Source organism: Mycobacterium avium subsp. avium (genome assembly GCF_009741445.1).
In the GTDB taxonomy this organism is placed as follows: Bacteria; Actinomycetota; Actinomycetes; order Mycobacteriales; family Mycobacteriaceae; genus Mycobacterium; species Mycobacterium avium.
In genome coordinates, this window is record NZ_CP046507.1 from 2578179 (window position 1) to 2604480 (window position 26302).

General features: G+C 67.1%; 22 protein-coding genes. 16 read left to right on the plus strand and 6 right to left on the minus strand.

The features are described from left to right. Positions 1-24 precede the first annotated feature (24 nt). Positions 25-1671, plus strand: a complete 1647-nt coding sequence (locus tag MAA44156_RS11975) for a diflavin oxidoreductase (protein WP_009976217.1) — start codon at positions 25-27, stop codon at positions 1669-1671. Here the strand turns inward: MAA44156_RS11975 and MAA44156_RS11980 are convergent. Beyond that, positions 1665-3323: an NAD-dependent malic enzyme gene (locus tag MAA44156_RS11980; protein ID WP_009976216.1), complete on the minus strand. Its 1659-nt coding sequence runs from the start codon at positions 3321-3323 to the stop codon at positions 1665-1667. The two genes, MAA44156_RS11975 and MAA44156_RS11980, sit on opposite strands and share 7 nt — an antisense overlap. A 906-nt stretch (positions 3324-4229) precedes the next feature. On the opposite strand from MAA44156_RS11980, the gene MAA44156_RS11985 reads away from it, so the two are divergent. The 10 genes from MAA44156_RS11985 to MAA44156_RS12030 all read left to right on the plus strand — a co-directional run bounded on the left by MAA44156_RS11985 (position 4230) and on the right by MAA44156_RS12030 (position 16944). Further along, positions 4230-5621 (plus strand): condensation domain-containing protein, encoded by a 1392-nt coding sequence (locus MAA44156_RS11985; protein ID WP_014941680.1) that lies wholly within the window; start codon positions 4230-4232, stop codon positions 5619-5621. Between the two features lie 33 nt (positions 5622-5654). After that, positions 5655-7301, plus strand: a complete 1647-nt coding sequence (locus MAA44156_RS11990) for an ABC transporter permease (protein ID WP_009976214.1) — start codon at positions 5655-5657, stop codon at positions 7299-7301. Continuing rightward, positions 7301-8647 (plus strand): wax ester/triacylglycerol synthase domain-containing protein, encoded by a 1347-nt coding sequence (locus tag MAA44156_RS11995; protein WP_009976213.1) that lies wholly within the window; start codon positions 7301-7303, stop codon positions 8645-8647. The genes MAA44156_RS11990 and MAA44156_RS11995 overlap by 1 nt, the downstream gene beginning before the upstream one ends. Further along, complete coding sequence (locus MAA44156_RS12000; RefSeq protein WP_009976212.1) at positions 8644-9894, plus strand: Rv1490 family membrane protein; 1251 nt, start codon at positions 8644-8646, stop codon at positions 9892-9894. The genes MAA44156_RS11995 and MAA44156_RS12000 overlap by 4 nt, the downstream gene beginning before the upstream one ends. A 78-nt stretch (positions 9895-9972) precedes the next feature. Next, positions 9973-10419, plus strand: coding sequence for a hypothetical protein (locus MAA44156_RS12005; RefSeq protein WP_479682802.1), 447 nt, complete (start codon positions 9973-9975; stop codon positions 10417-10419). Between the two features lie 355 nt (positions 10420-10774). Further along, complete coding sequence (locus MAA44156_RS12010) at positions 10775-12166, plus strand: PPE family protein (protein WP_029248448.1); 1392 nt, start codon at positions 10775-10777, stop codon at positions 12164-12166. Positions 12167-12609: 443 nt separating this feature from the next. Then, positions 12610-13095: a hemerythrin domain-containing protein gene (locus tag MAA44156_RS12015; protein ID WP_029248447.1), complete on the plus strand. Its 486-nt coding sequence runs from the start codon at positions 12610-12612 to the stop codon at positions 13093-13095. Positions 13096-13223: 128 nt separating this feature from the next. Then, positions 13224-15548, plus strand: coding sequence for a nitric-oxide reductase large subunit (locus MAA44156_RS12020; protein WP_029248446.1), 2325 nt, complete (start codon positions 13224-13226; stop codon positions 15546-15548). Positions 15549-15550: 2 nt separating this feature from the next. Next, positions 15551-16177 (plus strand): hypothetical protein, encoded by a 627-nt coding sequence (locus MAA44156_RS12025; RefSeq protein WP_008255516.1) that lies wholly within the window; start codon positions 15551-15553, stop codon positions 16175-16177. Next, positions 16174-16944 (plus strand): slipin family protein, encoded by a 771-nt coding sequence (locus MAA44156_RS12030; RefSeq protein ID WP_009976204.1) that lies wholly within the window; start codon positions 16174-16176, stop codon positions 16942-16944. The genes MAA44156_RS12025 and MAA44156_RS12030 overlap by 4 nt, the downstream gene beginning before the upstream one ends. 34 nt (positions 16945-16978) lie before the next feature. Here MAA44156_RS12030 and MAA44156_RS12035 read toward each other — a convergent pair whose 3' ends face one another. After that, positions 16979-18076, minus strand: a complete 1098-nt coding sequence (locus tag MAA44156_RS12035) for a 3-keto-5-aminohexanoate cleavage protein (RefSeq protein WP_009976203.1) — start codon at positions 18074-18076, stop codon at positions 16979-16981. Between the two features lie 330 nt (positions 18077-18406). Between MAA44156_RS12035 and MAA44156_RS12040 the strand changes: the two genes are divergently transcribed. The 4 genes from MAA44156_RS12040 (at position 18407) to MAA44156_RS12055 (ending at position 22698) form a co-directional block, all read left to right on the plus strand. Continuing rightward, positions 18407-19930 (plus strand): PucR family transcriptional regulator, encoded by a 1524-nt coding sequence (locus MAA44156_RS12040; protein WP_009976202.1) that lies wholly within the window; start codon positions 18407-18409, stop codon positions 19928-19930. 72 nt (positions 19931-20002) lie between these two features. Further along, complete coding sequence (locus tag MAA44156_RS12045) at positions 20003-20731, plus strand: Rv1733c family protein (RefSeq protein WP_227974637.1); 729 nt, start codon at positions 20003-20005, stop codon at positions 20729-20731. 135 nt (positions 20732-20866) lie between these two features. Next, the gene (locus tag MAA44156_RS12050; RefSeq protein WP_029248444.1) at positions 20867-22144 is read left to right on the plus strand and encodes an NAD(P)/FAD-dependent oxidoreductase; all 1278 of its coding nucleotides are present in this window, start codon (positions 20867-20869) and stop codon (positions 22142-22144) included. Positions 22145-22230: 86 nt separating this feature from the next. Further along, the gene (locus tag MAA44156_RS12055; RefSeq protein ID WP_009976198.1) at positions 22231-22698 is read left to right on the plus strand and encodes a GreA/GreB family elongation factor; all 468 of its coding nucleotides are present in this window, start codon (positions 22231-22233) and stop codon (positions 22696-22698) included. Positions 22699-22873: 175 nt separating this feature from the next. Here MAA44156_RS12055 and MAA44156_RS12060 read toward each other — a convergent pair whose 3' ends face one another. The 4 genes from MAA44156_RS12060 to MAA44156_RS12075 form a co-directional block, all read right to left on the minus strand. Next, positions 22874-23302, minus strand: coding sequence for a hypothetical protein (locus MAA44156_RS12060; protein ID WP_009976196.1), 429 nt, complete (start codon positions 23300-23302; stop codon positions 22874-22876). Between the two features lie 55 nt (positions 23303-23357). Beyond that, entirely contained in the window at positions 23358-23711 is a 354-nt protein-coding gene (fdxA, locus tag MAA44156_RS12065; protein ID WP_009976195.1) for a ferredoxin, read from the minus strand. A 203-nt stretch (positions 23712-23914) separates the two neighbouring features. Then, a complete protein-coding gene (locus tag MAA44156_RS12070) occupies positions 23915-24352 on the minus strand; it encodes a group III truncated hemoglobin (RefSeq protein ID WP_009976193.1) in 438 nt (145 codons plus the stop codon). Continuing rightward, positions 24345-25079: a helix-turn-helix transcriptional regulator gene (locus tag MAA44156_RS12075; protein ID WP_009976191.1), complete on the minus strand. Its 735-nt coding sequence runs from the start codon at positions 25077-25079 to the stop codon at positions 24345-24347. The genes MAA44156_RS12070 and MAA44156_RS12075 overlap by 8 nt, the downstream gene beginning before the upstream one ends. A 130-nt stretch (positions 25080-25209) precedes the next feature. On the opposite strand from MAA44156_RS12075, the gene MAA44156_RS12080 reads away from it, so the two are divergent. Further along, positions 25210-26190 (plus strand): Acg family FMN-binding oxidoreductase, encoded by a 981-nt coding sequence (locus MAA44156_RS12080; protein WP_029248443.1) that lies wholly within the window; start codon positions 25210-25212, stop codon positions 26188-26190. Positions 26191-26302: the final 112 nt, after the last annotated feature.

The window sequence follows — 26302 nt, forward strand, 5'->3', positions numbered from 1 at the left end:
TCCGCGCACACAGAGGAAGCGACCATGACCGCCCAACCGAAGTTTTCACTGATCGTGGGCTACGGCACCGACATGGGTAACGCCGAAGACGCGGCCATGTCGTTCGCCGATTCCGTCCAGGAAGCCATGGGCATCGAATCGGAAGCGGTGGAACTCAACCAGGTCGAAATCGCCGACCTGCAATCGGCGAGCCATTTCATCGTGGTCACCTCGACGTTCGGCGACGGCGAGTTCCCCGACAGCGCCGCGTTGTTCTGGGAGGCGATCAGCGCCGAAAGCGCCGACCGGCTCGACCATTTGAAGTTCGCCGTGCTGGCGCTCGGCGACAGCAGTTACGAACTGTTCTGCAATGCCGGCCGGCTCCTCGACGAGCGCCTGGAAGCGCTGGGAGCGGTCAGGCTGACCGCGCGTGTCGATGTGGACGGCGCCTACCAGCAACTCGCGACGGCGTGGACGGGCGACCTGGTCAAGCTGCTGGCCGCCGACCGCGCTCATGCGGGACCGCGTGTCGCGACGGTTGCCAAGGAGGCAACGGCCGCTCCTCCCCCGCCGAGCCGGGATCACCATCAACGTTTCGATGCACCGATAGTCGTGAACCGGCTGCTCAGCGCGCCGGGTTCGGAGAAGGAGGTTCGTCACTACGAGTTGGACCTCACCGGCGCCGGAATCGCCTACAGCGCCGGCGATTCGATCGCGGTGCACGTCACCAACGACCCCGACTTGGTCGACGCAGTGCTCGCCGAACTCGATGCGGGCCCCGACCATGCGGTGGCCGGCTACGACGAGCCGCTCGGCGTCCTGCTGACCCACCACCTGGATATTCGGGCTCCGTCGCGGGCGCTGCGGGCGCTGGTGGCATCCCGCGCCGGGGATGCCGACGCGGTCGCCGCCCTCGCCGGTGACGGAACCGCGAAGCCCGGCACGTGGTTGTACGGCAGGGACGTGCTCGACCTGATCAGGCTGGGCGAGCTGAGTGTGGACGAACTCGTGGACACCTTGCGTCCCTTGCAATTCCGTGACTATTCGATCGCGTCGAGCCCGGTGGTCCATCCCGATCGCGCGCATTTGACGGTGGCGACGGTGCGGTACACCGCCCGTGGGCGCCGGTATGGCGGGGTGGCCTCGACCTTCCTGGCCGACCGCAGCGAGACGGCACGCGTGCACCTGCGACCGAATCACACCTTCCGCCTGCCCGGCGCTGACGTCCCGATCATCATGGTCGGTCCGGGGACCGGCATTGCGCCGTTCCGCGGCTTTCTGCAGGAACGGCAGGCGACCGGGGCGCCAGGTCGGGCGTGGCTGTTCTTCGGCGCGCGGAATCGGGCGCTGGACTTCCTCTACGCCGACGAACTGCACGGCTTCCGGGAATCGGGCGTGCTCACGCGACTCGACCTGGCGTTCTCCCGCGACAACAAGGATGCCACGAAACAGTATGTGCAGCAACGCATGTGGGAGAACGCCGCGGAAATCTTCGGCTGGCTCGAAGAGGGGCGCGCACGTGTACGTGTGTGGCGACGCCGAGCGAATGGCCAAGGACGTCGACGAGGCGTTGCGAGCGCTGGTGGCCCACGCCGGCGCGATGGAGGCCGAGGCCGCCCACGCCTATGTCAACGAGCTGATCAAGAATCACCGGTACGTGCGCGACGTCTACTGACGGCCGGTGTTCACTGACTCACGGCGGTGGGATATTCCGGGCGCCAACGCACCTCGGCGATACGGTCGGCGAGCTCCGCGTCGCTGCGCGTCGGGGCGACGCCGTCCACCACGGCCTGCATGGCGACCGCGTGCGCGATGCGGACGGCGACATCGGGCACGTCCGACCACGCGGGCAGCAACGGCCGGTCGGGGTGCGCGAGGGCGGGCGACGCTTCGCCCAACGTCTCCGCGGCGACGCGCATCATCTCGTCGGTGACCCGGGTCGCCTGGGCAGCTGTGACGGCCAAACCCATCGCGGGGAAAATATAGACGTTATTGCATTGGGCGACAGGGCGTTCCACCCCGTCGCGGCGCAGGGGCGCGAACGGCGATCCGGTGGCGATCAGGGCGCGCCCGTCAGTCCACCGATCCAACTCCGCCGGGTGCGCCTCGGCCCGGCTCGTCGGGTTGGACAGCGGGAAGATGATCGGTCGGTCGGTCTTGCCCGCGAGTTCCCGCACGATCGCTTCGGTGAACGCGCCCGCGGCGGTGGACAAGCCGAGCAGCACGCCGACGTCGATATGGTGGACGACATCGGCGAGCCGGGCGCGCCCGGACACGCCCCAGCCCGCCACCCGGGCGGCCGGCTGGGCAAACCCGCGCTGCGCGGCGGACAGATCGGTGCGGTCATCGGTGAGAAGCCCTTCCACGTCGACGACCCAGATGCGCTCCGAGGCAGCGCCTTCGGACAATCCCTCCTTCACCATTTGGCGACGAATCATGTCGAGCACACCGATGCTGGCCGAGCCGGCGCCGAGCATGACAACCTGTTGCTGCGACAGGGGGCGTCCCGCGACCTTGGCGGCACCGTGCAGCGCCCCAACGGTGACGGCGGCGGTCCCCTGGATGTCGTCATTGAAGGTAAGGAGTTCGTCGCAGTAGCGAGCGAGGATCGGCTGCGCATGTGTGGACGCGAAGTCCTCCCACTGCAGCAGCACATGGGGTAGCTGCCTGCGTACCGCGGCGACGAACTTGTCGATGAACGCGTAGTAATCGTCGTCGTCGACGCGTCGGTGCCGCCATCCCAGGTACCGAGGGTCATCAAGCAGTTCGCTGTTGTCGGTTCCCACATCGAGCACGATCGGCAGTGTGCGAGCGGGGTCGATGCCGCCAATGAGGGTGTAGAGGGACAGCTTTCCGATCGGGATGCCCATGCCGCCGATGCCCTGATCGCCCAGGCCGAGGATCCGCTGCCCGTCGGTCACCACGATCACGTCGACCTCGCGCTGGGGCCGATTGTTGAGCACCTCGTCCAGGCAGTCCCCCTCGGCGTAGGACACGAACAATCCCCGCGGCCGGCGGTAGATCTCGCTGAAACGCTGGCAGGCCTCCCCCACCGTGGGCGTGTAGACGATCGGCAGAGCCTCGGGGATGTGGTCGAGCAAAACCCGGTAGAACAACGTCTCGTTGCGGTCCTGCAACGCCCGCAGATAGATGTGTTTGTCGAGATCGTCGCGGCGCGTGGAGAATTCGTGCCAGCAGTGCTCGGCCTGTTGCTCGAGGGTCTTGACGGTCGTCGGCAGCAGACCCATCAGGCCCAATCGCCGTCGCTCCTCCTCGGTGAAGGCGGTGCCCTTGGTGGTCAGGGCATCGAACAACCTGGCCGGCCCCCGGAGCTCATCGGGCATCGTCAACGTCCCTTCTGTACGAATCTCGCGGGAGGGGAACGAGGGAGTGTCCGAACCATCATCGATGATCCCCGGCTGTTTGTCTGCGCGTAACCCGGCGCCAAAGCCGTCAAAGTGTCAGTGCGCTGCCAAAACGACCTGGGCCTGGCCTCGTCGAATGCCTTGAGGGGCATAGGGGAACGATGCGTTCTCAGATGTGAGGAAGCCCGCAGCGCGCCCTATTGACCGGATTCCCAGTTGGCCGCAGTTTGCTGCCGGAGTCGGGAATCGGCCCGAATCCCATGCGAGGCTTCGCATCAACGGGAGCATGTGATGCAGCGCCGCGGAACTTATGCGGATCGTGTGATTGTTTGCCCGACTCACCGGTGCAAGAAAGGTTTTGCTGACACTATTCCAATACGGCCATACATCACGATATGGTAACCGAAGCGCCGTTTCGGCAGGCCCAGCATCGTCTCGGGTGGCCTTGCCGAGACAGCGCCGCTCTGTGGGTGGGAATCGACAGATTGGGTCATCGCGTCGAGAGAAATGCTTGTTCGGCCAACGGTTCTGTGTTAGCCGCGCGATTTAATTCGGCTCCCTGTCGTTGACTACCTCACACGGGCACACCATGGGTTGTCAGAAGTTCCTGAGAGATTGCTCGGGCCCGAGAGGGGAATTCTATGATTGCGCCGCGGGTGCGCCGGCGAGTCATGACTTTGCGCCGCTTGACAACATGCGGGTCGCCAACTCACATCACGGTGAACTTATTCCCTCGCGCGCATTGGTCGACGCATCCTGCGGTGCGGCGATCGGGAGGCCCGCGTAACGGGGCTCCTCGGGTCCTCAACTTGTTCAGCAACTCATGCGCTGTGCCATTAAGGTCATCCGAACTGGCGTCACCAGCTGACGGACGAAAGGTAGCGCATGTTCTTGGGAACGGTTGAGGACTGGACGGCCGAGGGCACCGTCGTATCCTGGTACCCCACCGCGACCACCTACCGGCGTGTTGCCGAAGCGCAATACCATCCGGCGCCGGTGAGTTATCAGCAGTCGCAGCATCTTCGATACTACCGACGCCAGGTCAGCCGGGGTCGTGATATCCCACGGTTGTGCATTGGGGCCTGGGAAATCAGCGGTGTCTGTGATATCGATGCGATGACCTACGCCGTGAATGCGCACCTGCGGCGACACGACACCTACCACGACCGGTTCGCCTTCGGTGACGACGACGAGGTCCTTCGCTACGTCATTGCCGAGCCGGAGGTCATCACTTTGGCGCCAACGGATCTCGGAAAGATGGGACCGCCGCAGATCCGCAAACTGCTGCTCGACACGCCCGATCCCCTGCAATGGGACTGCTTCACCTTCGGCGTCATCCAGGGTGATGACCGGTTCACGATCCTGATCGCCGTCGACCACCTGCGCGCCGACGGTATGTCCGCCGGGGTGATCTTCCTCGACATCCAGACGATGTATTTCAGCGCGTTGCAGCAGGCACAGTGTCCGCTGGCACCCGCCGCCAGCCATCGCGAATACAGCGCGAATCAGCATGCGTACACCAGGGGCCTGACCGAAGAGTCACCCGAGATCCGTTCGTGGCGAGCCTTTCTCGCGGCGAACAACGGGGCGCTGCCGAAATTTCCGCTGGAACTTGGCGAGGCGGCCGCCGATACCCCGGGGGCCATCGACGTGTTCGACCTGATCGATGACGACCAGGGACGGCGGTTCGAAGCGGCGTGCCGCGCCGCGGGCGCGCGTTTCAGCGGTGGCGTGTTCGCCTGCGCCGCCCTGACCGAGCACCGGTTGACGGGCGCCGCAACGTATTTCGGCCTCACCCCATTCGACAACCGGCGGGATCCCGCCCACGCCACCGCCGTCGGATGGTTGGCCAGTTTTGTCCCGTTGGCAATTCCGACCGCCGGCGCTTCGTTCGACGAGGTCGTCAGCGCCGCCCAGGCATCGTTCGATGCAAACACGGCCCTGGGTGCCGTGCCGTACTACCACTTGCTCGAGTCGCCGGACGGATCGTCGGACCCCATCGAGGTTCCGGACCGTCCGGTCCCGATGCTGTCGTACATCGATATTCGCAAGTTGCCGTTCGGCGACTACTTCGACGGTCTGCGTGCCGGGGTGTGGGGCGATAACAGGCTGTCGGAGACGGTGTGCATGTGGGTCAATCGCATGCACGACAAAACGCAGCTGGTGGTCGCTTACCCCGGCACCGACGTCGCGCGTAGGTCGGTCTCCCGCTACGTCGAGACGATGCGCGCCGAGTTCACCCGGGTGGCCGACGCCGGGCTGAACACCGATGCGTGACGCGGAATTGTCTCCGCCGACCGAGGTCTCGGCATGAGTGCCTTGGCGGCACTCACCTTGCGCACACTATCCGGCTCCCGGCGCGATGCCGACCTGCTGTTCGCGGCGCTGGCGCCCGTGGGCTGCTTCCTGGGATTCACCTTGGTGTTGGGCAGCCTGATCCATCCCGGCTCGATGACCTATCCGCAATATGTCCTCCCGGTGGTCATCGTGCAGGCGATGCTGTTCGGGGCGATGACGACCGCGGACCGTGCCGCACGAGACCGGCTCTCCGGCTTCGGGTCTCGTCTCAAGACTTTGCCGGTTCCCGCGGCGGTGCCGCTGGCCGCGCGGATGCTCTATTGCTTGATACGCTCGGTCGTCGCGCTCGTCGCCGCTGTCGCCGTCGGGTGGTCGTTCGGCTTCCGGATGGCCGGCGGTCCGGGCGACACGGGCCTGTTCGTGATCATCGTCGTGGCGTTCGCGATGGCGGTGTGCCTCGGCGCCGACGCCCTCGGCTCGCGGGTCGGCTCCGTCGAATCGTCGAGCCAATTGCTGCTGCTGCCCCAGCTGGTGCTGGTCCTGTTGTCCACGGGTATCGCTCCCGCGGAGTCGTTTCCGGCCTGGCTGGGCCCGTTCGTCCGTCACCAGCCGGTCTCCCGGGTCACCGACACGTTGCGCGGACTGGCCGCCGGTCACGCAACGGGTAGGGATCTGGCGGTGGCATCGGCGTGGTGCCTGGGGCTGCTGGCGTTGTTCGGCGTTTTGGCGGTGCGGATGCAGCGACGCGTCGGCGGCGGACGCCCCCGCGCGCCCCGCACGGTCCGGATCCCGTCTCAGGGCGCTCGGCAGGCGCGGGATGCGTCCGCGCGGCCGCCGCGGGGAGCAGTGGCTAGTTGTGCGACGCAACGGGTTTCGTATGCGCCGTCACTGACGGCCTTCGTCAGTCACAGCGCGTCGGAGGCCGGCCGGCTCCTGCGCCGTTGGCGGCGCGACCCGATCGTCGCGGTGCAGGCCCTGTTGTTCCCGGCCTTCCTCCTCATCGTCTACAAATTGCTGATCGGCAAAGCCGTTCTGGCCGTCACCGGACACGACAGCCTGTACGGGCTGGTTCCCATGTGTGCGGTGGTGGGCGCCGTGTTCGGAACCCTGGGCGCCGGTTTGGCTTTGCCGGCGGAACGAGAGTCGGGCGTACTGACGAGGTTGTGGGTGCAGCCGGTGCATCGGGCCAGCACGGTGGCGGGTCGGCTGGTCGCCGAGGCCGCCCGCACCACCGCGTCCGCCGTTGTGCTCACCATCTTCGGTGTCGCCCTGGGGCTGCGATTCAGCTACGGCTGGATCGCGGCGCTGGCCTTTGTGCTGGTGCCCGTGGCGATTTCGGCCGGGATGGCGACGTTGGTGATCGCGATCGCCGCCCGCGCGGACGGCAAAGCCATGGTGACCTGGCTGGGTGCGGGATGCGTGCTGCTGCTGTTCCTCAACACCGGTGTCGCGCCCGCCGGGGTCTTTCCGGGCTGGCTGCAACCGGTGGTCCGTTTTTCGCCCATATCACCGACGATCGAGGCGATGCGCGCGCTCGCAGAGGGCGGGCCGGTGCTCTCGCCGCTGTGGCAGGCCGCCCTGTGGGCCGGCGTCCTGGTCGCGGTGTTCGCGCCGGTGGCGGTGCGCGGATATCGCGCCGCGGCCGAGGCGGGGTGCTAGTGACGAGGCTGGCACTGTTGGACCAGGCCGCGTTTCTGCGGCTGCGCGCCACCGGTCAAGGCAGCACGGTGCAATGCACATGGGTCTATGACCGCGCCGTCGATATCGACGAATTGCGGTCCTTCAGAGACAATCTCGGTGCCGGTCTGCTCGGGCGCCGGATCGAGCGTTCGCCGCTGCCGTTCGGGCGCCATCGCTGGGTGGCCGACAGCCGCTCACCGGACATCGCGTGCGAACCGCCGCGCCCCCGGAGCGAGATCGGCGCGTGGATCGAAAGACGCGCGCGGGTGCGCGTCGACCCCGAGCACGGCCCGACATTTCACCTCGGCGTGCTGCCGTTGGACGACGGTGGGGCGGCGGTCACCCTGGTGGCGTCACACTGCGTAGTCGACGGCCTCGCGATGGCAGCGGCCATCACCGAAGCGGTCAAGGGAGAACCGCGCAATCGCGGCTACCCACAGCCGAATTCGCGCGGCCGGTGGCGCGCGATTCGTGAAGACCTGTCCCACGCCGTTCTCAGCCTGCCGGCGGCCGTCCGGGCGCTGATCGCGACGCTGGCGATACTGGTCAAGGCCGCGGCGGATCGACAGGCTCAGCCGCAAACGCGCGCACCTCGGGCGTCCGGCCCAATGCGCCAGCGCCAGAACGGATTCGGGTCGGTGACGATTCAAACCGACGCCGCGGCATGGGAGGCACGTGCGCGCAGCCTCGGCGGGAGCAGCAACACGCTGTGCGTCGCGTTCGCCGCTCGCCTGGCGCACCGGATGGGCAGGGTGCTCCCCGGCGAAAACTCCGTGACGGTGGTGCTTCCGGTCAGCGATCGCACCGCCGATGACGACCGCGCCAACGCGCTGACCTCGATCACGCTCACCGTCGACGGCCACACCGTGGCCGACGACTTGAGCGGCGTGCGTGCGGATGTCAAAGAGCTGTTGGCGTCTTTGGCTCGCCAGCCCAACGAGATGCTCGCCGGATTGCCACTCATTCCGTTCACGCCACGATGGCTGGTCCGTCGCGCCGAGGGCATCGCCATGTCGTCCGGCCAGCTGCCGGTGGGCTGCTCCAACCTCGGCAGCCTCGATGCCGCCGTCGGCCGCATCGACGGTGCGGACGCCACCGAGTTCTCGATGCGGCTGGCCGAGCAGGGCCTCACCCGGTCGCGCATCGAGCAAACACACGGCCAATTGTTCTGCGGCACAGGAACGGTCAACGGCAGCCGATTTCTCACCATCGTCGGCTACCACGGCGGCGCCCACCCCATCACCGCGGCCACGAGCGAGCTCGCCTGCGACGCGCTGGCCGACCTGCATTTGTCCGCCACCACGGTCTATGGGGACGGGTCGTGACGGTGGACCTCGCCCTCGACGCCGATCACCGCGCGCGTCGCCTTCACGTAGGTGTCGCCGTCGCGATCGCGGCGTGGGCGGCGGCCGTGCTGTGGTTCGCGATCAAGGTCGTTCCCCTCGACGTGTACTGGATGTCGTATTACACGGCCGACTACACGCATGGCTTCGTCCGCCGCGGGCTCGCCGGCGAACTGGTCCGGTTGGCCCCGAACCACTACTTCGCGGCCACGCTCAGTCTGCGGTGGCTGTCCACGCTGATCTATTTGGGCGGCCTGGCAACGGTTGCCGGTGTGGTGGTCTCGGGTCGCCATCGGTCTGAACGCAGACTGATGGTCGCGGCGGTGTTGCCGCTGTTGCCATTCGGTGTCCCGTTCGCGGCGTTCTCGGCTCGGCCGGACCTCTTCGGTGGGGCGGCCCTCGCGGCGTTCAGCTCGGCGTTGGCGCTCACACGATCCCGGCCCGCCGCGACGATATGGTGCGCCGCCTACGGCGCCGTCATCGCCGCCTTGACGCTGGTGCACGAGGCGATAGGGCTGCAGTTCGCGTTGGGGGCATTCCTGGCAATCATCGTCCTCGGCGGGGCCCTGGAAACCACCTGGCGCCGCGGCATGCTCCTGGCCGTGCTGCCCGGAGTCCTCACCACGGCTGCCGTGGCGGCGTTCGGTCGCCACGACATCGCACCTCAACTGTGCGCGGCGGTGCCACACCACCCGGTGCCCAACCCCTTTGCCACGGTCACATCGCCCGCGACGCTGATGCACTACGTGCTTGCGGGACAACCGAGCCAAACCGATTATCACGACTGGGTGTGCCGCAATGTGATGCCCAACTACGCCAACGGAATCGCGGACGCCATCCGAACCGTCGGCCACATCGGCGCGCTCGACCTCACCGTCTCGCTGCTCTTCGGCGCCGGTGCCGCCGCGGTGACGGTGTGGGGTCTCAGCGCCCTTTCGGGCGTCCCGCTGCGCGCGTTCGTCGACGCCTTGCGCGGGCGAACTGCCTGGGTAATCGCCGGCCTGCTGCTGGTCATCCCGGTCTTTCTGACCGGGTTCGACTGGACCCGTTGGCTGACGATCGTGGCGTTCGACGTCGCGATCGTCTTCCTCCTTTTCGCGGCGCGCAGGCCCGAGATCGATCGGCGACCTACACCAAAGACGGTGCGGCTGTTCATCCTTCTCGTCATCGCGCTGGCGCTGATCCCGGTGGGCGCGGTTCCGGGTTTCGGCGGACCACGGATGGTCTGACGAGGGCGCCCGATCGGGTTTTGCTGGACGTGACGCGTTGCCTGTCGATGTATCGCGGCTGGTAGAGTGCATGGCACTGTGAATTTCGGAGTTGGACTGCTTTCACGGTGGCCGCGACGGCAACCCGCGTTGGCCATCGTAGCTGCGCTGGCACTCGTTGCAGCTGTACTCGGTTGCGGGGCTTTGCGAGCCGAAATGGCCGCCAACGCCTCGCCGCCGGAGGCGGCCGCCTCGTCGGTCAGCCCGCAATCCAACCCCGTGCACTCCGACCACGAGTCGGTTCCGGTACGTCGCCTCGGCGTCGGATCCACGGTGAACGACGACAAGGCATTCAAGAGCGTCGCGTTAAAGCGTGATCGTGGAAGCACTTTCGCTCTTTCCACGCCTCGGCAATCCGGATCGTCGGCCCCACCCACCCTCGGCATAATTTGGTCCCAGCAGCGCGTCGATGCGCCGGCACGCGCGCCGGCGTCCAGCCCCGCCGGGCACAATATTTTGATTCAGTTCTGCGTCGCCCGTTGCTGATCGGGCGCGTCACCTCGCCGGCGCGCAATACCCACCCGCGGCGGATCAGACGCTAGCCGCGATCAGCTCCGGTGCCCCCGGCATCTGCTGATCGGCGCGTCTGGGCCGTTCAGCAGATGCGTTGTGGCCATCACACACACCCCGGTGCGCTGCCGGGAAACAGGTGTGCCAATTCGCGCAATGGCGAGGTCAATCCAACGAACCCGGGTAATGCGGGCTCACCAGGTCGCGTCGCGTGATGCGTTGGGCACTTGGGCTTTTCATCACCACATCGATTGCGTGACCGGATGTCGTGTGCGACCGCCGCGGCGTCAGGACGGTCCGCCCAGAGAACTGACAAGGGACAGAGATAGGCATGGATTTTGGCGCGTTACCACCGGAGATCAACTCTGGTCGGATGTATTTGGGGCCCGGTCCCGCAAGTTTGCTGGCCGCCGCGGCGGGATGGGAGACGCTGGCGGCCGAGCTGACTGATGCCGCCGACAGCTACCAAGCGGTGATCGCCGGGCTCACCGACGAGTCCTGGTCGGGACCGGCGTCGATGTCGATGGTGGCCGCGGTCATGCCCTACATCGCGTGGATGACGGCGACCGCCGAGCAATGCCAGCAGGCCGCCGCCCAGGCCACGGCCGCCGCGGCGGCCTTCGAAACCGCATACGCGATGACGGTCCCCCCTCCGCTGGTCGCGGCCAATCGGATTCGGCTGCTGGCGCTGATCCAAACGAACATCTTTGGACAGAACACGCCGGCGATCATGGCGACCGAAGCCGAGTACAGCGAAATGTGGGCGCAAGACGCGACCGCGATGTACGGCTACGCCGCCAGTTCGGCGTCGGCCTCGGCGCTTTCGCCCGTGGCGTCGCCGCCGCCCCAAACGGCGACTTCGACCGCCGTCGCCGGCCACATCGGCGCCGTCACCCACGCGGCGCTGCAATCCGGCAGCACCGCCCACGCGACGGCGACACAGTGGGCCTCCTCGGTGCCGCAAACCCTGCAAGGCCTTTCGACACCCGGCTCGTCCTCGAGCACGGGGCTGTCGCAGGCGGCGATGGGCACGGGCGCTTCGCTGGGATCGTCGGGGGCCACCGCCCCGCTCAGCGCGCTGTCGGGTCTGACCAACGCCTCCGGCAAGGGCGCGACGAAGAGCGCGAGCACGGGCGCGGGCGCCGCGACGGGACTGGCCTCCACACTCGCCGCCGCGCCGGCGCTCGACGGCGGTACGGGCGCGCTGGCGGGAGAGGCGGCGGGTTTCGGCGCCGACGGCGCAGGCCTGATCGCCGACACCGGAGGAATCGGCATAGACCTCTACGGGCTCGATTTGGATTACCAGGGGCTCGGTTTGGACTACCAGGGGTTGGCGCTGGACTACGCGGGCGCCGGTTCCATTTTGGGGGCCGAGGGCGCCGGCGGCGTGGAGGGCATCAGCGGTATGGGCGCCGCCGCGGGTCTGGGCAATCTCCCGCCGGTCGCGGGAGTGGGTCACGGAGTTGCGGCGGGCGTGGGCCAAGCCAGCTCGCTGAGCACGTTGTCCGTGCCCCCGAGTTGGGCCGCCACCGTTTCGTCGGTCACGCCCCTGCAGGCCCTCCACTCCAGCGCCATGCCGGGCGGATGGGCCGCGGCGCCGTCCCCCGGCCCGACCGTGTCCAAGCTGCCGCTGGGCGGCATGGTCGGTCGCGAGTCCGAGGGTGCGGTTCAGCGCGTCGGTTTGCGTGTCTCGCTCATCCCGCATTCGCCGGTGGCCGGATGATGCAGGGCCCCCGTCCGCAGCCCGTCCCGGGAGGCGCAAGCTCGTCGAATCCGAAGGAAATCGCAATGGACACACCCACACCACACCGGTCTGCGCACCGGCCGCCGAACCGAAAACCTTTGGCGCTCCTGACAAACGCGGCGATGTGCGCCGCGGTCATCGTGGCGCTCGGGGCGTCGACGCCGATACACGCCGGCGCCGACCCGGATCCGGGTGACGACGGCCCCAATCCCTTTGGCGGCCTCAGCTGCAGCTGCGCACAGACCAGCCCTGCCGGCGCCCCCGCCCAGCGACAGCAGCTCATCGGGGGCTTACAGCAGGGACTCGCTGTCGGGCAGCGGGAACCGAACCTTGCCTCGTCGCCGGCAACACCACCGGCTTGACCCGCCGCCTTCTAGGAACTGGCCCGCCCCGATCTGCACATTGACGTAGAGGAGCACATGATGCCCGACCGGGTGTTATCCGCCGAACTCATGCGGCAACACCGCGAAATAGGCGCTGCAATCGAATGTTTCGTCGGAAAGCTCGACGGCGGCGACCGGCAACCCGAGCTGCTGAGGGCGACGATGGACGCGCTGCGCCGGCACATCTACCTGGAGGAGACCTTCCTGTTCCCGCCGATCCGCAAGGCGGGGATCATGATGCCCGTCTTCGTGATGATGCGTGAACACGGCGAGCTATGGCGGACGATGGAAGCCCTGACACGACTGCTCGCCGACCGGACAGGCGGTCCACTGCTCGACGCCACCTGCAACCAGCTGCTGGACCAACTGCACGGGCACAACTTCAAAGAGGAGCCGGTGGTGTATCTGCACGCCGACTACGATTTGCCGGCGCCGACGAGCGCGCAGCTCACCCGGTTCGTCGTCACGGGCCGCATACCCGATGGATGGGTTTGCCAGCAGGCGGGCACGAAACGCGGTCGCTAGCCGGCTAACCGGGGTTATGCGCCCGCGTTCGGGCGTGATGCAGCTCATAGTGAATTTCTACAATCGTCATTGTGTAATTACCCGGACACGTTTCCCTCCCTCACTCAGCCCGAGGAGTGCACCGGCACATGGCAATCCGATCAGCACCGTCACGACCTTCCACACCGGCACCCGCCGCGTCGTTGATCGGCAAGGGCTGGGCTCAGGGCGTGGCGCTGGTGATGATCTTCGGGTTCTTGGTGATGGGCATCTTGGTGTACCGGACCTACACCGCCTCAATGCCGTTGCCAGCCAATGTTGTTAGTGAGTCGGGCAAGGTGCTGTTCACCGACGCCCAGATCACCCGCGGCCAAGAGCTCTATCAGGCGCGCGGCCTGATGCAGTACGGGTCGGTGCTGGGGCATGGCGCTTACCTCGGTCCCGACTACACCGCCGAATATCTGCGCATGTCGACCAACGATGTGGCCGCGCAATGGCGGGCACAGGGGGCGGCTGACGCGAAGGAACGGGTGGTGGCCGAGTTTCGCACCAACCGCTACGACGCCGACACCAAGACGTTGGTGTTCACCGATAAGCAGGCGGCCGCCTTCGACCATCTCCAACAGCATTACGCGGATTACTTCGGCGAGAACTCCACCAAGTACGGGTTGCTGCCGCACATGATCACCAGCACGGCCGACATCCATGACCTCACCGCGTTTTTCGCGTGGACGGCGTGGGCGTCCGCGGCCGAGCGCCCGGGTCACAGTTACAGCTACACCAACAACTGGCCGGCCGAGCCGCGGGTCGACAATGGGCCCACCGCATCGATCGTGGTGTGGTCGGTGTTGTCGCTGGTCACGTTGCTGGGCGGGACCGGCATCATGTTCGCCGTGTACGGGCGATGGAGCCAGAAGATCGGGTGGCACAGCGCGGAGGCATCCACGTTGTCGTTCCGCCAGCCCGGCGAGGTGGGACTGACCGCCTCGCAGCGCGCCGCGATCTGGATCTTCGCGATCGTCTCGGTGCTGTTCTTGGCGCAGACCCTGATGGGTGGCGCCGCCGAGCACTACCGCGCCGACCTGTCGGCGTTCTACGGGCTGGATCTGGCCAAGCTGTTGCCCTTCAACCTCGCCCGCACCTGGCACGTGCAGTTGTCGCTGTTTTGGACGGCGGCCGCGTTTCTGGCGGGGGGAATCTTCCTGGTGCCCTTCATCAGCCGCCGGGAACCGCGACGGCAGAGTTGGCTAGTGTACGGGCTGCTGGGCGCGCTCGTCTTGGTGGTGGGCGGCTCATTGATCTGCGAGGCCCTCTCGATCTACGGGGTGATTCCCGCGGGTGGCTTGTTCTCCCAGCAGTGGGAATTCCTCGACCTGCCGCGGCTGTGGCAGATCCTGCTGACGGTCGGCCTGTTCCTGTGGATCGCGATCATCTGGCGCGGCATCCGCGGCAAGCTCAAGGGCGAGTCGAAGATGAACCTGCCGTGGATGTTCTTCTTCACCGGCCTGGCGATCCCGGCCTTCTACGCCGTGGGCCTGTTGGCGGGCCACGACACCCACTACTCGGTGGCCGACTTCTGGCGGTTCTGGGTGGTCCACCTGTGGGTGGAGGACTTCCTCGAGCTGTTCACCACCGTGATGGTGGCCTACATCTTCGTCCTGCTCGGGGTGGTGCGCGAGCGGATCGCGCTCAGAGTGATCTTCCTCGACATCATCCTGTACTCCGCCGGCGGTGTGATCGGGACGATGCACCACCTGTATTTCTCCGGCACGCCCGTGGAACACATGGCGCTGGGCGCGTTCTTCTCCGCCGCCGAAGTGATCCCGCTGACCTTCCTGACCGTCGAGGCCTGGGCGTTCCTCCAGCTGGGATCTCGCCAACAAAGCCACGAAACACCGTTCCCGCATCGCTGGGCGGTCATGTTCCTGGTGGCGGTCGGATTCTGGAACTTCTTGGGCGCGGGCATCTTCGGGTTCCTGATCAACCTGCCCATCGTGTCCTACTACCAGATCGGCACCGCGCTGACCGCCAACCACGCCCATGGAGCGATGATGGGTGTGTACGGCATGCTCGCCGTCGGGCTGGCCATGTTCGCCTTCCGTTACGCGATCCCGGCCGACAAGTGGCCGGAGAAGTGGGCGCGGCTGTCCTTCTGGTGCATGAACATCGGGCTGGCGTGGATGGTGTTCGCCACCTTGCTGCCGCTGGGGGTGTTGCAGCTGTACCACTCCGTGAGCACGGGGTATTTCGAGGCGCGGTCGCTGGGCTACCTCACCCGTCCCGGCAACTCGCTGATCGAATGGCTGCGGCTGCCCGGCGATTTCGTCTTCATCCTCGGCGGTGTCTTGCCGTTCGTCTGGATCGCGTGGACCGCGATACGCAACGTCCGACGCGCGCCGACCAGCGACGAGCTGCACGAACATCCGCTCTACACCGAACTCGACCCGACTCCGGCTGCATCGCAGAAGGGTTGACGATGACATCCCCCACCGCCGCGGCATGGCTGGTTGCCGGGTACGCACTGGCACTGGTGGCCACCGCCTGGGGTGTCGACGCGATGGCACGGCGCGTGTCGCAGCGCGCCGCGCAGTGGCGTAGCGGCCAATTCCGTTACCACGCCGACCATGACGCGTGGGTGTGCCCGGAGGACCACTGGCTGTGGCCGAGTTCCTTCGATCCGAAGCACCGAGTGATGCGTTACCGGGCCAAGCCCAGCGTGTGCAACAGCTGCCCGGTCAAATCGACCTGTACGACTTCGGAGCACGGGCGCGAGATCAGCCGCGAGATCGACCCCTGGCCGCATTCCGAAGCCGGACGCTTTCACCGCGGCATCGCTTGCTGCGTAGCAGCTTTGGGGGTGGTGATGCCGCTGGTGATGCTTGCCAGGCTGCACTCCCCCGCCGACCTGCTGGTACTGATCGGCGTCATAGCCATCGCCCTGGCGGCGGGGACGCCGCTGGCGGGCCATTTGTGGCGTACCCCGTCCAACGCTCCCGGGCACGTGGCGCACCGCTCCGCGCTGGAAGACCAGGCGGCTCTCGCGGTCGACCGCTATTCGACCCGCTGGGGCGCGGGCCGACCGGAGAAGGACGCGGCGACGTGAGCGCGCTGCTGTGGGTGGCCGGGGTGACAATCGCGGTGCTGGTGGTCGTGCTGACATTTCTTTCGCTTGCGGTAGTGCGCGAGTACGAGCGTGGCGTGGTGTTCCGGATGGGTCATGCCCGCCCGTTGTACGGGCCTGGCCTGCGGTGGTTGATTCCGTTGGTGGACAAGATGATTCGGGTCGATCAGCGGGTGGTGACATTGACCATCCCGCCGCAGGAGGTGATCACCCGCGACAACGTGCCCGCCCGGGTCAATGCGGTGGTGATGTTTCAGGTGGTCGACCCGCTCAAAGCGATTCTCGCCGTGGAGAACTACGCGGTGGCCACCTCACAGATCGCGCAAACCACCCTGCGCTCGCTGCTGGGCCGCGCGGACCTCGACACCCTGCTGGCCCAACGCGAGGACCTCAACAACGATCTTCGGACCATCATCGAGGCGCAGACCCGGCCCTGGGGGATCGAGGTCCGGGTCGTGGAAATCAAGGACGTCGAGATCCCCGAATCCATGCAGCGGGCGATGGCCCGGGAGGCCGAAGCCGAGCGTGAACGCCGTGCCAAGGTCATCAACGCCCGCGGCGAACTACAGGCGTCCGACGAGCTGAGCCAGGCCGCCGAGACCCTGTCGAAGAATCCGGCCTCGCTTCAACTCCGGTACCTGCAAACACTTTTGGAGTTGGGCGCCGATCAGAATTCGACCGTGGTTTTCCCACTGCCCGTCGACATACTCACGCCTTTCCTGCAGCGCTCGGTGACACCCCCGCCGTGATCCTCGCTGGGCATCGTCCGGCCGCGAGGCGATGTCACACCTCGACGCGGATCGCCCGTTCCGGGCAGCTCGCTGCGCCCTCGAGGGCCTTCTCCAGCAGGCTGGGGTCGACGTGGGGCTTCACGACGACACAGTAGCCCTCGGCATCGGGTTGGTAGATCTCTGGCGCGTGCGAGTAGCAGACGCCCCATCCCATACACCGGTTCCGGTTGACGACGACCCTTACCAACTCGCTTTCATCCACCTCGGCCGCGGCGAAGCGGGCGCGTACGTCATCCTGCGTGGCGGGCGTGAGTTCCCGTTTGGTCACGAGGTTGACCGCGCGATCCACCAGCTGGGCGTTGGTGGTCGTCCGCGATATCGTCGGGCAATCCCCGATGCCCACCCGGATGCCGAGCCCGCGGTTGAGCGCATGTTCCCAAAGCTCTTGGCGCCGTTCGGCGGAGCTCATCGCATACGGAACGACAACGATCTCGTGGTCGATCCACTTCGGGATGCGCGAGACCAGGTAATCGAGGACATCGGGGTCGGGATCGTTATAGGACACCCAGCGATCGGAAAAGAACAACTTGATGTTCAGCGGTTGCCGCAAGATCCCGATGCGGGCCGCCAGTATCACCCAGCGCAAGTCGACGTCGTTGAACACACCGATGCTGGGCACCAGGCCCAGCTTGGTGAACCGGTCGAGTTCGGGCGGGTAAGACGGCTGCGAACCGTTCGAATCGTCGAAACCGACCGTCTTGAACTGGTTTTCGTCCTCCTGCCACAGCACACGCTTGACGTGTTGGGCGGGGTCGAACGGCGCGAGCAGCAGTCCCGTACCGGCGGGTGGGTGCTCGGCCAGCGCCCAGATGTGGTCGAGGCTACCGGCGTAGCCCGGGTAGGCCAACGGGTCGACGTCGCGAGCCGCGGCAGCCAGGATGGTGCGGGAGACCTCGTCGTCGGCCCACGCCTGCCGGCCGTCGTCGTAGCGGGCATGGAATTGGACGGCGGTGGCTCCGCGCTGCATGCACTCGACCACGTCGCGCGCCGTCTCTTCGGCGCCGTAGGGCACATTCGGGTTTTCATCCTTGCTGGCGTCTTCGTTGACCCCGACTTCGAGGTACACCTTGCCGTCGTCGCGAAAACTCATTGCGCCGCTGCCCTTTCTTCGCAGATGCCCATCGCCGGCCGGTGGCTGATCGCGGCCCGGGCGGCACATGCCCGCCCTATGTTTTTACAAATGAAATTGTGAAAAGTCTAGACGTCGTCGGGCGCGTTGACCAGAACGGACCGCATGGGACGGCTGGCGCGGCGTAATGGCTTGCCTCACTGCGGCTGACCGCCTAGTGCGGTCCGGCCGAAACCCGCGGTAGACCGCTGCGAATTCCGACTCCGCAGCCACAATCGGCTTACCGCTCGCGATCCGGGGCACAATACAAGGCACCTACCTCTCGTTTCTGCACACCGTTGGAGCCGGCGCATGATCACACTGGACCGCCTGGTGAACGTCCTGGGTGGGTATGGCGTCCGGTTGCGTTGGTCGTCGGTGCCCCGCTCGACCGAGCTGCGCAGCGTGGTCGTCCACGAGCCGCCCACCGAACGGCCGGTCGTCGGCGACGTTTTGCTGGCCATCGGCGCCGGCTCCCACGACGAGGCGGTGCGCTGGGCGGCGTCGGCCCGCGCGATCGTGGTGGTGCTGCGCGACCGTGACGCACCGGTGACCTTTGACAGTGACGCCGGTGTCGGCGCGGTGATGGTCATCGACGAGGCGGTGTCATGGAGCGCGGTCGCGGCGGTGGTCTACGGCCTGGTGCTGGAAGGTCGCGAGACGGAATCCGGGCGCGGCCCAACCGATCTGTTCGCGCTGGCCGATAGTTTGGCAGACGCGATCGGTCGCGCCGTCGTCATCCACGACCGTCTGTTGCGGGTGTTGGCGTACTCGAGGCTGCAGCAACATGCAGACCCGGCACGGGTCGAGACGATCCTTGGACGGCAGACGCCGGAACCACTACGCGCGCTGTTCGAGGCGCGTGGGGTGCTGGCTCACCTGGCGGTCTCCGACGAGCCGCTGTTTATCGCCGAGGCCCCTGACCAGGGCCTGACCGGACGCATGGTGGTCGCGGTGCGATCCGGCGCGGAACTGATCGGGTCGGTGTGGGTGGCATGCCCGGCGCCGCTGGACGACGCGGCGCGCGGGGCCCTGGCCGATGGCGCGCACACCGTGGCCCTGCACCTGCTGCGGTCGCGCGCGAGCGCCGACCTGGAGCGCCAGGTCGAGTCCGAACTGGTGATCCGGTTGCTGGAGGGCGCGGCCGACGCGTCCACGGTGGCGAGCAGGCTGGGCCTGGCGCACAACGGTTTGCGCGTGATCGCGATGCAGGCGTTCGTCGGGGCCGACCGCGATGCGGCGTTGCTGTTGGCGTTCGAGCGCGCCACCACGGGGTTCGGCTGGTCACGGCCGGGGCGCAGCGCGTTGGCGGGCAATATCGTCTACACCGTGCTCCCCGGCGAGGACGCGGCGACGGCGCGGCGCTGGGTGACGACTTTGCACGCGGCCCTGCCCGAGCGGGTGACGGTGATCGCCGGGATCAGCGGGGTGGCCGAGCTGGCGGACCTCGCCGCCGCCCGCCAGGAGGCCGACGAATGCCTGGCATTGCACGAGATGTCGCCGACCGCCGCGCCGCCGGCCTACGACGAGTCGTGGGACGACATCCTGCTGCAGCGGCTGCGAGCCGCGGCACGCTCAGGGCGCGCCCCGACCCGCGGACCGGTGGCCGAACTGCGCCGCCACGACCAGGCCAACGGCACGGACTACGTGCTCACGCTGCGAGCGTGGCTACAGGCCCAGGGCGACCCGACCGAGGCCGGCGAACGCCTGGGAGTGCACGAGAACACCGTCCGTTACCGGCTGCGCAAAATGGCCGAGCTCACCAACCTGTCGTTGGACGACGCCAGAAAGCGGCTGGCGATGATGATCGAGCTCGCGGCAACCGACACCGACTGACCGACGGGGCTGTCGGGATCCGACAAAGCGCCGCGGCCCGGTTGTCTTGGCTCGGCAAACCCTGTGGCGATCATGCCCGCCATCATGAGGTTGTCACCCGTGGCCGGTTTCAGTGGCGGCGTGTTTCCGGCTGCCGTGTGCGATCAAAGCCCGCGCCGACCCGTCGATAGGAAACATCCGATGAGCACCCACCGTCCCGATCATCTTCGGCCCGCAGGCGACCCGGACGATGGCGCCGCCATGGAGAGCTTCACCGTGCCGTTGCCGCGGGGACTGTCCTCGCGGTTGTTCGGGCACAACCCGCTGATACGCGCCAGCGACCGGGTGGAGGCGCTGGTGTTGGTGTTGGCCGTCGCGATCTCGCTACTGGGGGTTCCCATCGGGGCTGCCGTGGGCACCGCCGTCCACGAGTCCAGCAGCCGCGTTCACGTCGAGCAGGCTCGCCGGCAGGTGACCGCGACGTCCATCGGCGACAGCCACTCGCGCAGGGATCTCGAAAGCCCAACGGTGACGGTGCCTGCACGATGGTCGGTCGACGGGATCGAGCACACCGGTGACGTTTCCGCGCCGTTGAACGTGAAGTCCGGTGACGCGTTTGAGATTTGGGTCGATGGCAAGGGCGCCCCGGTGCGCCCAGCGGTGCGGACCGCTGTCGACGCGGGGGTGGCGTTCGCCGTGGCGACCTGGTCCACCGTGCGTTTGTTGGCGGCGGGCTTGTTCGGCGTCGTCCGTGTCGCCCTCGACCGGTCGCGCTACGCCCGATGGCAACGGGACTTCGACAGCCTGGTTGGGCATCGATGAGGTAACGGCAGCAACGGCGTTGTCGGTTCGGCACAACGGCCCAGTCCCGCATTGTCGGATTCCGGCAACCACCGCGGCACCCGTCCACACCACCATGGACTTCACCAGTCAGAAGATCAGTTGCGGAGGTGCGCGATGGGTGGCGTCGAATCTATTGACGGCGGGCCCAGATCCGTGATCGTCGTGGGCGCCGGCGTCGCCGGGTTGTCCACGGCGTGGTTCCTCCAGGAACGTGGTGTCGACGTCACGGTGGTCGACCGCGCGGGCGTTGCAGCGGGCGCGTCATGGGGCAATGCGGGATGGATCGCCCCGGCACTGACTTTTCCGCTCCAGCCCGCCGGCGTGCTGCGCGACGAATGGCAGGCCGTTCGCGAGCCGGCCATGCCGCCGCAGCTGCCGTCGACCCTCGGCGCGCACCTGGGGGCCATTTTCATGCAGCTGTCCGCGCCTCATCGGCGTGCGTCGTCGCAGCGGGCCCTGCGCGCCGGCGTGGCGCTCAACGAGGACTGCATCGAAGCCTTCGACGTGCTGATCGCCAACGGGGTCGACGCACCGGTCACCGACGCGCCGATCACCGCGCTGTTTCGCAGCACCAAAGAGGCGCAGCGCATGCTGGAATCGCTGCAGCAGCTCGAAAACGCCGGACAGCCAATGTATGTCACCGCGCTCTCCGGCGCGGCGCTGCGCGAGCAAGTGCCCCTGGCCTCCCCGGAAGTCACCGCGGGGCTGAACATCAATGGACAGCGGTTCGTCGACCCGCGACGGTTCGTCGAAGCCCTGGGCCGCTCGGTGATGGCCCGCGGGGCGGCGATGCACAGGCTGGAAGTCGACGACGTCCACGGCTGGAATCACGGGGCCGTGGTGCACCCGCGCCGCGGCGACCCGCTGACCGCCGATGCCGCGGTCATCGCCACCGGTGATCGGTTGTCGCGGCTGGCCGGCCGCTGGCTGCGCGTCCCCGTCCAGGCCCAGAGCGGCTACTCGTTCACCGTGCCGGTGGACCGCCCGATACTGGCGCCGATCTACCTGCCCGACATTCGCGTCGCGTGCACGCCCTACAAAGGGGCGCTGCGTGTTTCAGGCGCGTTGGAACTCCGCCGACACCACCAGCCGCACCCACGCGAGCGGGTGGAGGCCATCGCCGCCGACGCCAGTTCCCTACTCGACGGGGTGGATTGGGCCGCGCGCAGCAATGTCTGGACCGGTGCTTGCGCGGTCCCCGCCGATGGCCGCCCGCTGATCGGTGAGCTGGTGCGTGGCGTGTATGTGGCCGGCGGGCACGGCATGTGGGGTTTGGCACACGGCCCGGTGACCGGGCGGCTGTTGGCCGAACAGATCACCACCGGCAAGCAGCCCCAGGCTCTCGCCGAATTCGACCCGCGGCACCGGACCCTGCGTCACGCCACCCGTTAACCCCGGAAAGCAAGCCTCCCGCGAATCCTCGCCCGCGAGCACGTTCTCGGGCGCGCTCCAACGCTGTCAGAAGAAAGGGAAAAGATATGACCAGCACTCAACCCGCATGGATTTCACCGCAGGCCTACGAGCGGCTTCAGCGGGAATTGGCGACGCTGCGGGAGTTGTGTGACACCAACGCCGTCGGTAGCGCCAATGACGAGAATTCGATCGCCGTCCAGCGTGCGTGGCAGGTGCGCATCCGACGGATCCATGAGTTGTTGGTCGATGCGGTCGTCGGTGAGGACCCGCCCGATGACGGGATCGCCGAGCCCGGAATGGTTTTGACGATCCGCTACGACGACACCGGCGAGGTCGAAACGTTCCTGTTCAGCGTGCGCGGCGCCGAATACGGTGGCATGGAGGTCTATTCGATCCGATCACCGCTGGGCGCCGCCATCGCCGGTGCGCGTCCCGGCGAGCAGCGCACCTATACCCTGCCCAGCGGTGTCGCGCTCACCGTCACACTGCTGAAGGCCGTCCCCTACGGCGTTCACCTAGCCGGCATCAGCTGATGGCGATTCCATGATTTTCGATGTGATCGACCCGTTGGCGACGATGTTTCTTCTGGTCGCGGGGATCTTCCTGTTGATGGCCGTCGCGTATGGGCGAATGTGATACTCGAGGAAGCACCCGGCCACGCGTGTTCGTGGGGCTTTTCAAAAGCACGCTCCGAGACCGGGATTCACGTCACGGGGTGGCGAGCAGCAGCACGCCCGCGACCACCAGCGCGATCACCTTGACCGCCTCCAGGCCCACGTAGGCGTAGTGACCGCGTGAGCGCGGCGCATCAAGGCCGGCGAGGACCTTGGCGGAACGCCGGTTCAAAAATGGTCGCACGACCAGCAACTGCGCCGCGAGCGTCGCGAAGGCGGTCAGCAGTGCCGCGATGACGCCCGCCGGCGGAGGTTTGGCCAGAATCACCGCCACGAGGATGGCGGCGAAGACGACCTCGACGCTGTTGAGCGCGCGAAAGACCAGGCGCCCGATCCCGAGCCCGATCCGCCTCGTCACATCGGGCGCGCGAAACTTCAACGGTGCTTCCAGAAATGAGATCGCCAACACCATTCCCAACCACACGAAGGTCAAGGCGACGGCAATCGATCCCTCGGCGTTCATCACGAGATTCCGCGTCGGTGGCCCACTGGTTCCTCGCGTGGCATCACGACCGTGTTCACGCCGGCTCGGGCTCCTGCTTGGGCAGGTTGGCCACCAACGGTGTGTCGACACCGAGCGGGCCGATCTTGGCGGCCCCGCCCGGCGACCCCAGCGGCTCGTCACGGCCCTGAAGCGTTTCGGAAAAGAACGCCGCGTTGTCCGCCTGGTACGGCTGCAACTCTTCGGGCAGGTCGTCCTCGTAGTAGATCGCCTCGACGGGGCAAACGGGTTCGCACGCCCCGCAATCCACGCACTCGTCGGGATGAATGTACAGCGCCCGGCCACCCTCGTAGATGCAGTCGACCGGGCACTCCTCCACGCAGGCCCGGTCCATCACGTCTACGCATGGCTTTCCTATCACGTATGCCATGACGTAGAGTTTACACAAGTCGGCTTGTATAAACCAGATGGAGCGGGTTCCGATGACCGACACGCAACCACGAACCGTGACCCCAACCCCGGTCCGGCGGTAGGGGGATCGTCGAATGGCACCGACAGGCCAGGAAGTCCAGCGTCCGTGAACGCGACCCGGACTGAAGGCACCTTGCCCCCCCCGGCGGCTGTGTCAGCGCTTCAGCGCGGCACCAGGGTGTCTAGCTCCGGCGAGTCCGCGCCCGTCAGCCGTCGGTGCATCGCCCAGGCGATCCGGGCGCCCTGGATCTTCGCGCGCTCGGCGATCGGGCCCCGGAACATCTCGTCGACGGTGCCGTTCCACACGGTGAGCCACCGGGCAAAGTGACTGCCGCCCAACGGGGTTCGTTGATTGACATGACGGTGGGCGTGCAGGGCGCTGCCGCGGTACAGTCCGGCGCGGAACAGCACGGTCTCCCAGAAGTCGGCCATCACCGGGATGTGCGACTCGAGGCCCTTGCTCCGCAACTCCGCGAACGGCTCGGCGAGAACGTCGTCGACCATCACCCGGCCGTAAAACCGGCGCAACAGTGCCTCGATGTCCGCGCGGGAGACCAGATCTGCGTCCGCTTGGCCCACCGGGGCGCACACCTCAGTCATGCGCGGTCACCGTGGCACGACACAATTCGGGTTCGACGAACGGCTCCAGCTCGACGTGCATCCCCGGCTCCGAACCAACCGGCTTAGCCGGGCCCGCCAGGCCCTGCAGGAGGCCCCGGTGCAGCGCGCACGCCACCTCGGGGTGATCACGGGCCAGATCACGGACCGGGCAGCTGTGCAAACGAATTATCCGCCGGTTGCGGCGGGTCGATTTTTGGGCCGGAACCAGCTCGGGAGCGAATCCCATCCTGGCGAACACCGTCGTGATCATCGCCGAACGCTCCTCAGCATCCTCCGCCGGTGCCGCGTCGCGTGGAACATGGTGTCCCACAGCGTCTTCGTGCGGGACGTCGTCGGTGATCCGCTCGGCCCAGCGCCGGCCGGCGGCTTCGGCGCGGCGGCGCCTCTTGTCGGCGGTATCGCCGAGTTCCAATGCCAATATTTCGGCCAGGATTCGATAGTCCAGCCGCTCGCGCACCGCGCGGTAGCCGGTGCGGGGACGTCCCACACCGGTCCGCGTGATCCGAGTCCGCTCAACAAGTCCCTCGGCGCACAACGTGTCGAGGTGAAAACGCACGGTCGTCGTGTGCAGCCCAAGCCGTGCGGCGAGTTCGGTCGCATCGACCGGTCCGTCATGCTCACGCACCAGTTCAAGAACTCGTTGGCGCTGCCGGTTCTGTGCCGCGCGGTGCGGCCGTCCGGCCTCGGTCCCGGTGCGCTCGCCCACCCCATCCATCCTCTCGTCCGGTTGCCTTCCAGCAATTTGGAGGATAATATTCATTAATAGTAGCACTGGATGTCCGAGTCGTCCTCCCCAGCGAACGGCCTTGGGCCAGCGGAGAAGCCGGAGGTGCGTCGTGTTCGACACTATGGTGGAAACCAAGGTCATCGAGGATGCGGTCCGGTTGGCCTGTCGCGCCCCGTCGCTGTACAACACCCAACCGTGGCGATGGGTGGCCGACGGCGCTGGGCTGGACCTGCTGCTCGACACGAGCCGTGTCGTGCACGCGGATCGATCGATGCGCGAGGCCCACATCAGCTGCGGCGGTGCGCTCGAACACCTCCGGGCGGCGATGGCGGCCGCGGGTTGGACCGCCGAAGTCGAACGCTTTCCCGAGCCGGGCAACCCTGGGCACCTGGCCAGGGTGAGCTTCGCCCCGTCCGACGGCGTGACCGACCACCAACGTCGCCGCGCCGACGCGATCCTGCAGCGTCGGACCGATCGGCTCCCGTTCCTCGCGCCGCTCGACTGGGAATCCTTCGAGGGCTTGCTCCGCGGCAGGATCGACGCGGGCGTGGTGCGCTTGGACGTACTGCCGGAGGAGATGCGTCCGCGCCTGGCCGAAGCGGCCGAGTTCACCGAGTCGCTGCGCCTGTATGACTCCTCGTATCATGTCGAACTCGATTGGTGGACAGCACCATTCGAGGTATCGGAGGGGATCCCTTACAGCTCGTTGATCTCGGCCGCCGAAGCGGATCGGGTGGGCGTCAATCGCCACTTCCCTTTCACCCGCAACCCGGACCGGCGCGCCGGGGTGACGCGGGACTTCTCGAAGATCTTGATGCTGTCCACCGAAGATGACAGCCACGCCAACGCGTTTGCGTGCGGCGAAGTGCTATCGAGTGTCCTCCTGGAATGCACGATGGCCGGCTTGGCCACGTGTCCGGTGTCGCAGTTGACGGAACTGTCCGTCAGCCGTGAACTGCTGGCGGCGGTCACGGGTCACACCGACCTCCCTCAGGTCTTGATCCGGGTGGGTGTCGCGCCGGCGCTCGACGCAGCCCCGCCGCCCACGCCGCGGCGCGCGCTCGCCGACGTGTTGCGGCGGACACGTTGAGTCTTAGCCATGGTAGGGATTGCCGCGCCGATCGCCGACGACCGCGCCGCAGTCATCGCGATGATCGAGACGGTTCCCCTGCGAATCCCGCTCCAGGCGGGCCATGACGATG

Excerpts from the sequence above, each read along its gene's own strand:
- MAA44156_RS11975 (WP_009976217.1), top strand. The coding sequence starts at position 25 with ATGACCGCCCAACCGAAGTTTTCACTGATCGTGGGCTACGGCACCGAC.
- MAA44156_RS11980 (WP_009976216.1), bottom strand. The coding sequence starts at position 3,323 with ATGCCCGATGAGCTCCGGGGGCCGGCCAGGTTGTTCGATGCCCTGACC.
- MAA44156_RS11985 (WP_014941680.1), top strand. The coding sequence starts at position 4,230 with ATGTTCTTGGGAACGGTTGAGGACTGGACGGCCGAGGGCACCGTCGTA.
- MAA44156_RS11990 (WP_009976214.1), top strand. The coding sequence starts at position 5,655 with ATGAGTGCCTTGGCGGCACTCACCTTGCGCACACTATCCGGCTCCCGG.
- MAA44156_RS12010 (WP_029248448.1), top strand. The coding sequence starts at position 10,775 with ATGGATTTTGGCGCGTTACCACCGGAGATCAACTCTGGTCGGATGTAT.
- MAA44156_RS12015 (WP_029248447.1), top strand. The coding sequence starts at position 12,610 with ATGCCCGACCGGGTGTTATCCGCCGAACTCATGCGGCAACACCGCGAA.
- MAA44156_RS12020 (WP_029248446.1), top strand. The coding sequence starts at position 13,224 with ATGGCAATCCGATCAGCACCGTCACGACCTTCCACACCGGCACCCGCC.
- MAA44156_RS12025 (WP_008255516.1), top strand. The coding sequence starts at position 15,551 with ATGACATCCCCCACCGCCGCGGCATGGCTGGTTGCCGGGTACGCACTG.
- MAA44156_RS12035 (WP_009976203.1), bottom strand. The coding sequence starts at position 18,076 with ATGAGTTTTCGCGACGACGGCAAGGTGTACCTCGAAGTCGGGGTCAAC.
- MAA44156_RS12040 (WP_009976202.1), top strand. The coding sequence starts at position 18,407 with ATGATCACACTGGACCGCCTGGTGAACGTCCTGGGTGGGTATGGCGTC.
- MAA44156_RS12045 (WP_227974637.1), top strand. The coding sequence starts at position 20,003 with ATGCCCGCCATCATGAGGTTGTCACCCGTGGCCGGTTTCAGTGGCGGC.
- MAA44156_RS12050 (WP_029248444.1), top strand. The coding sequence starts at position 20,867 with ATGGGTGGCGTCGAATCTATTGACGGCGGGCCCAGATCCGTGATCGTC.
- MAA44156_RS12055 (WP_009976198.1), top strand. The coding sequence starts at position 22,231 with ATGACCAGCACTCAACCCGCATGGATTTCACCGCAGGCCTACGAGCGG.
- MAA44156_RS12060 (WP_009976196.1), bottom strand. The coding sequence starts at position 23,302 with ATGAACGCCGAGGGATCGATTGCCGTCGCCTTGACCTTCGTGTGGTTG.
- fdxA (WP_009976195.1), bottom strand. The coding sequence starts at position 23,711 with ATGGCATACGTGATAGGAAAGCCATGCGTAGACGTGATGGACCGGGCC.
- MAA44156_RS12070 (WP_009976193.1), bottom strand. The coding sequence starts at position 24,352 with ATGACTGAGGTGTGCGCCCCGGTGGGCCAAGCGGACGCAGATCTGGTC.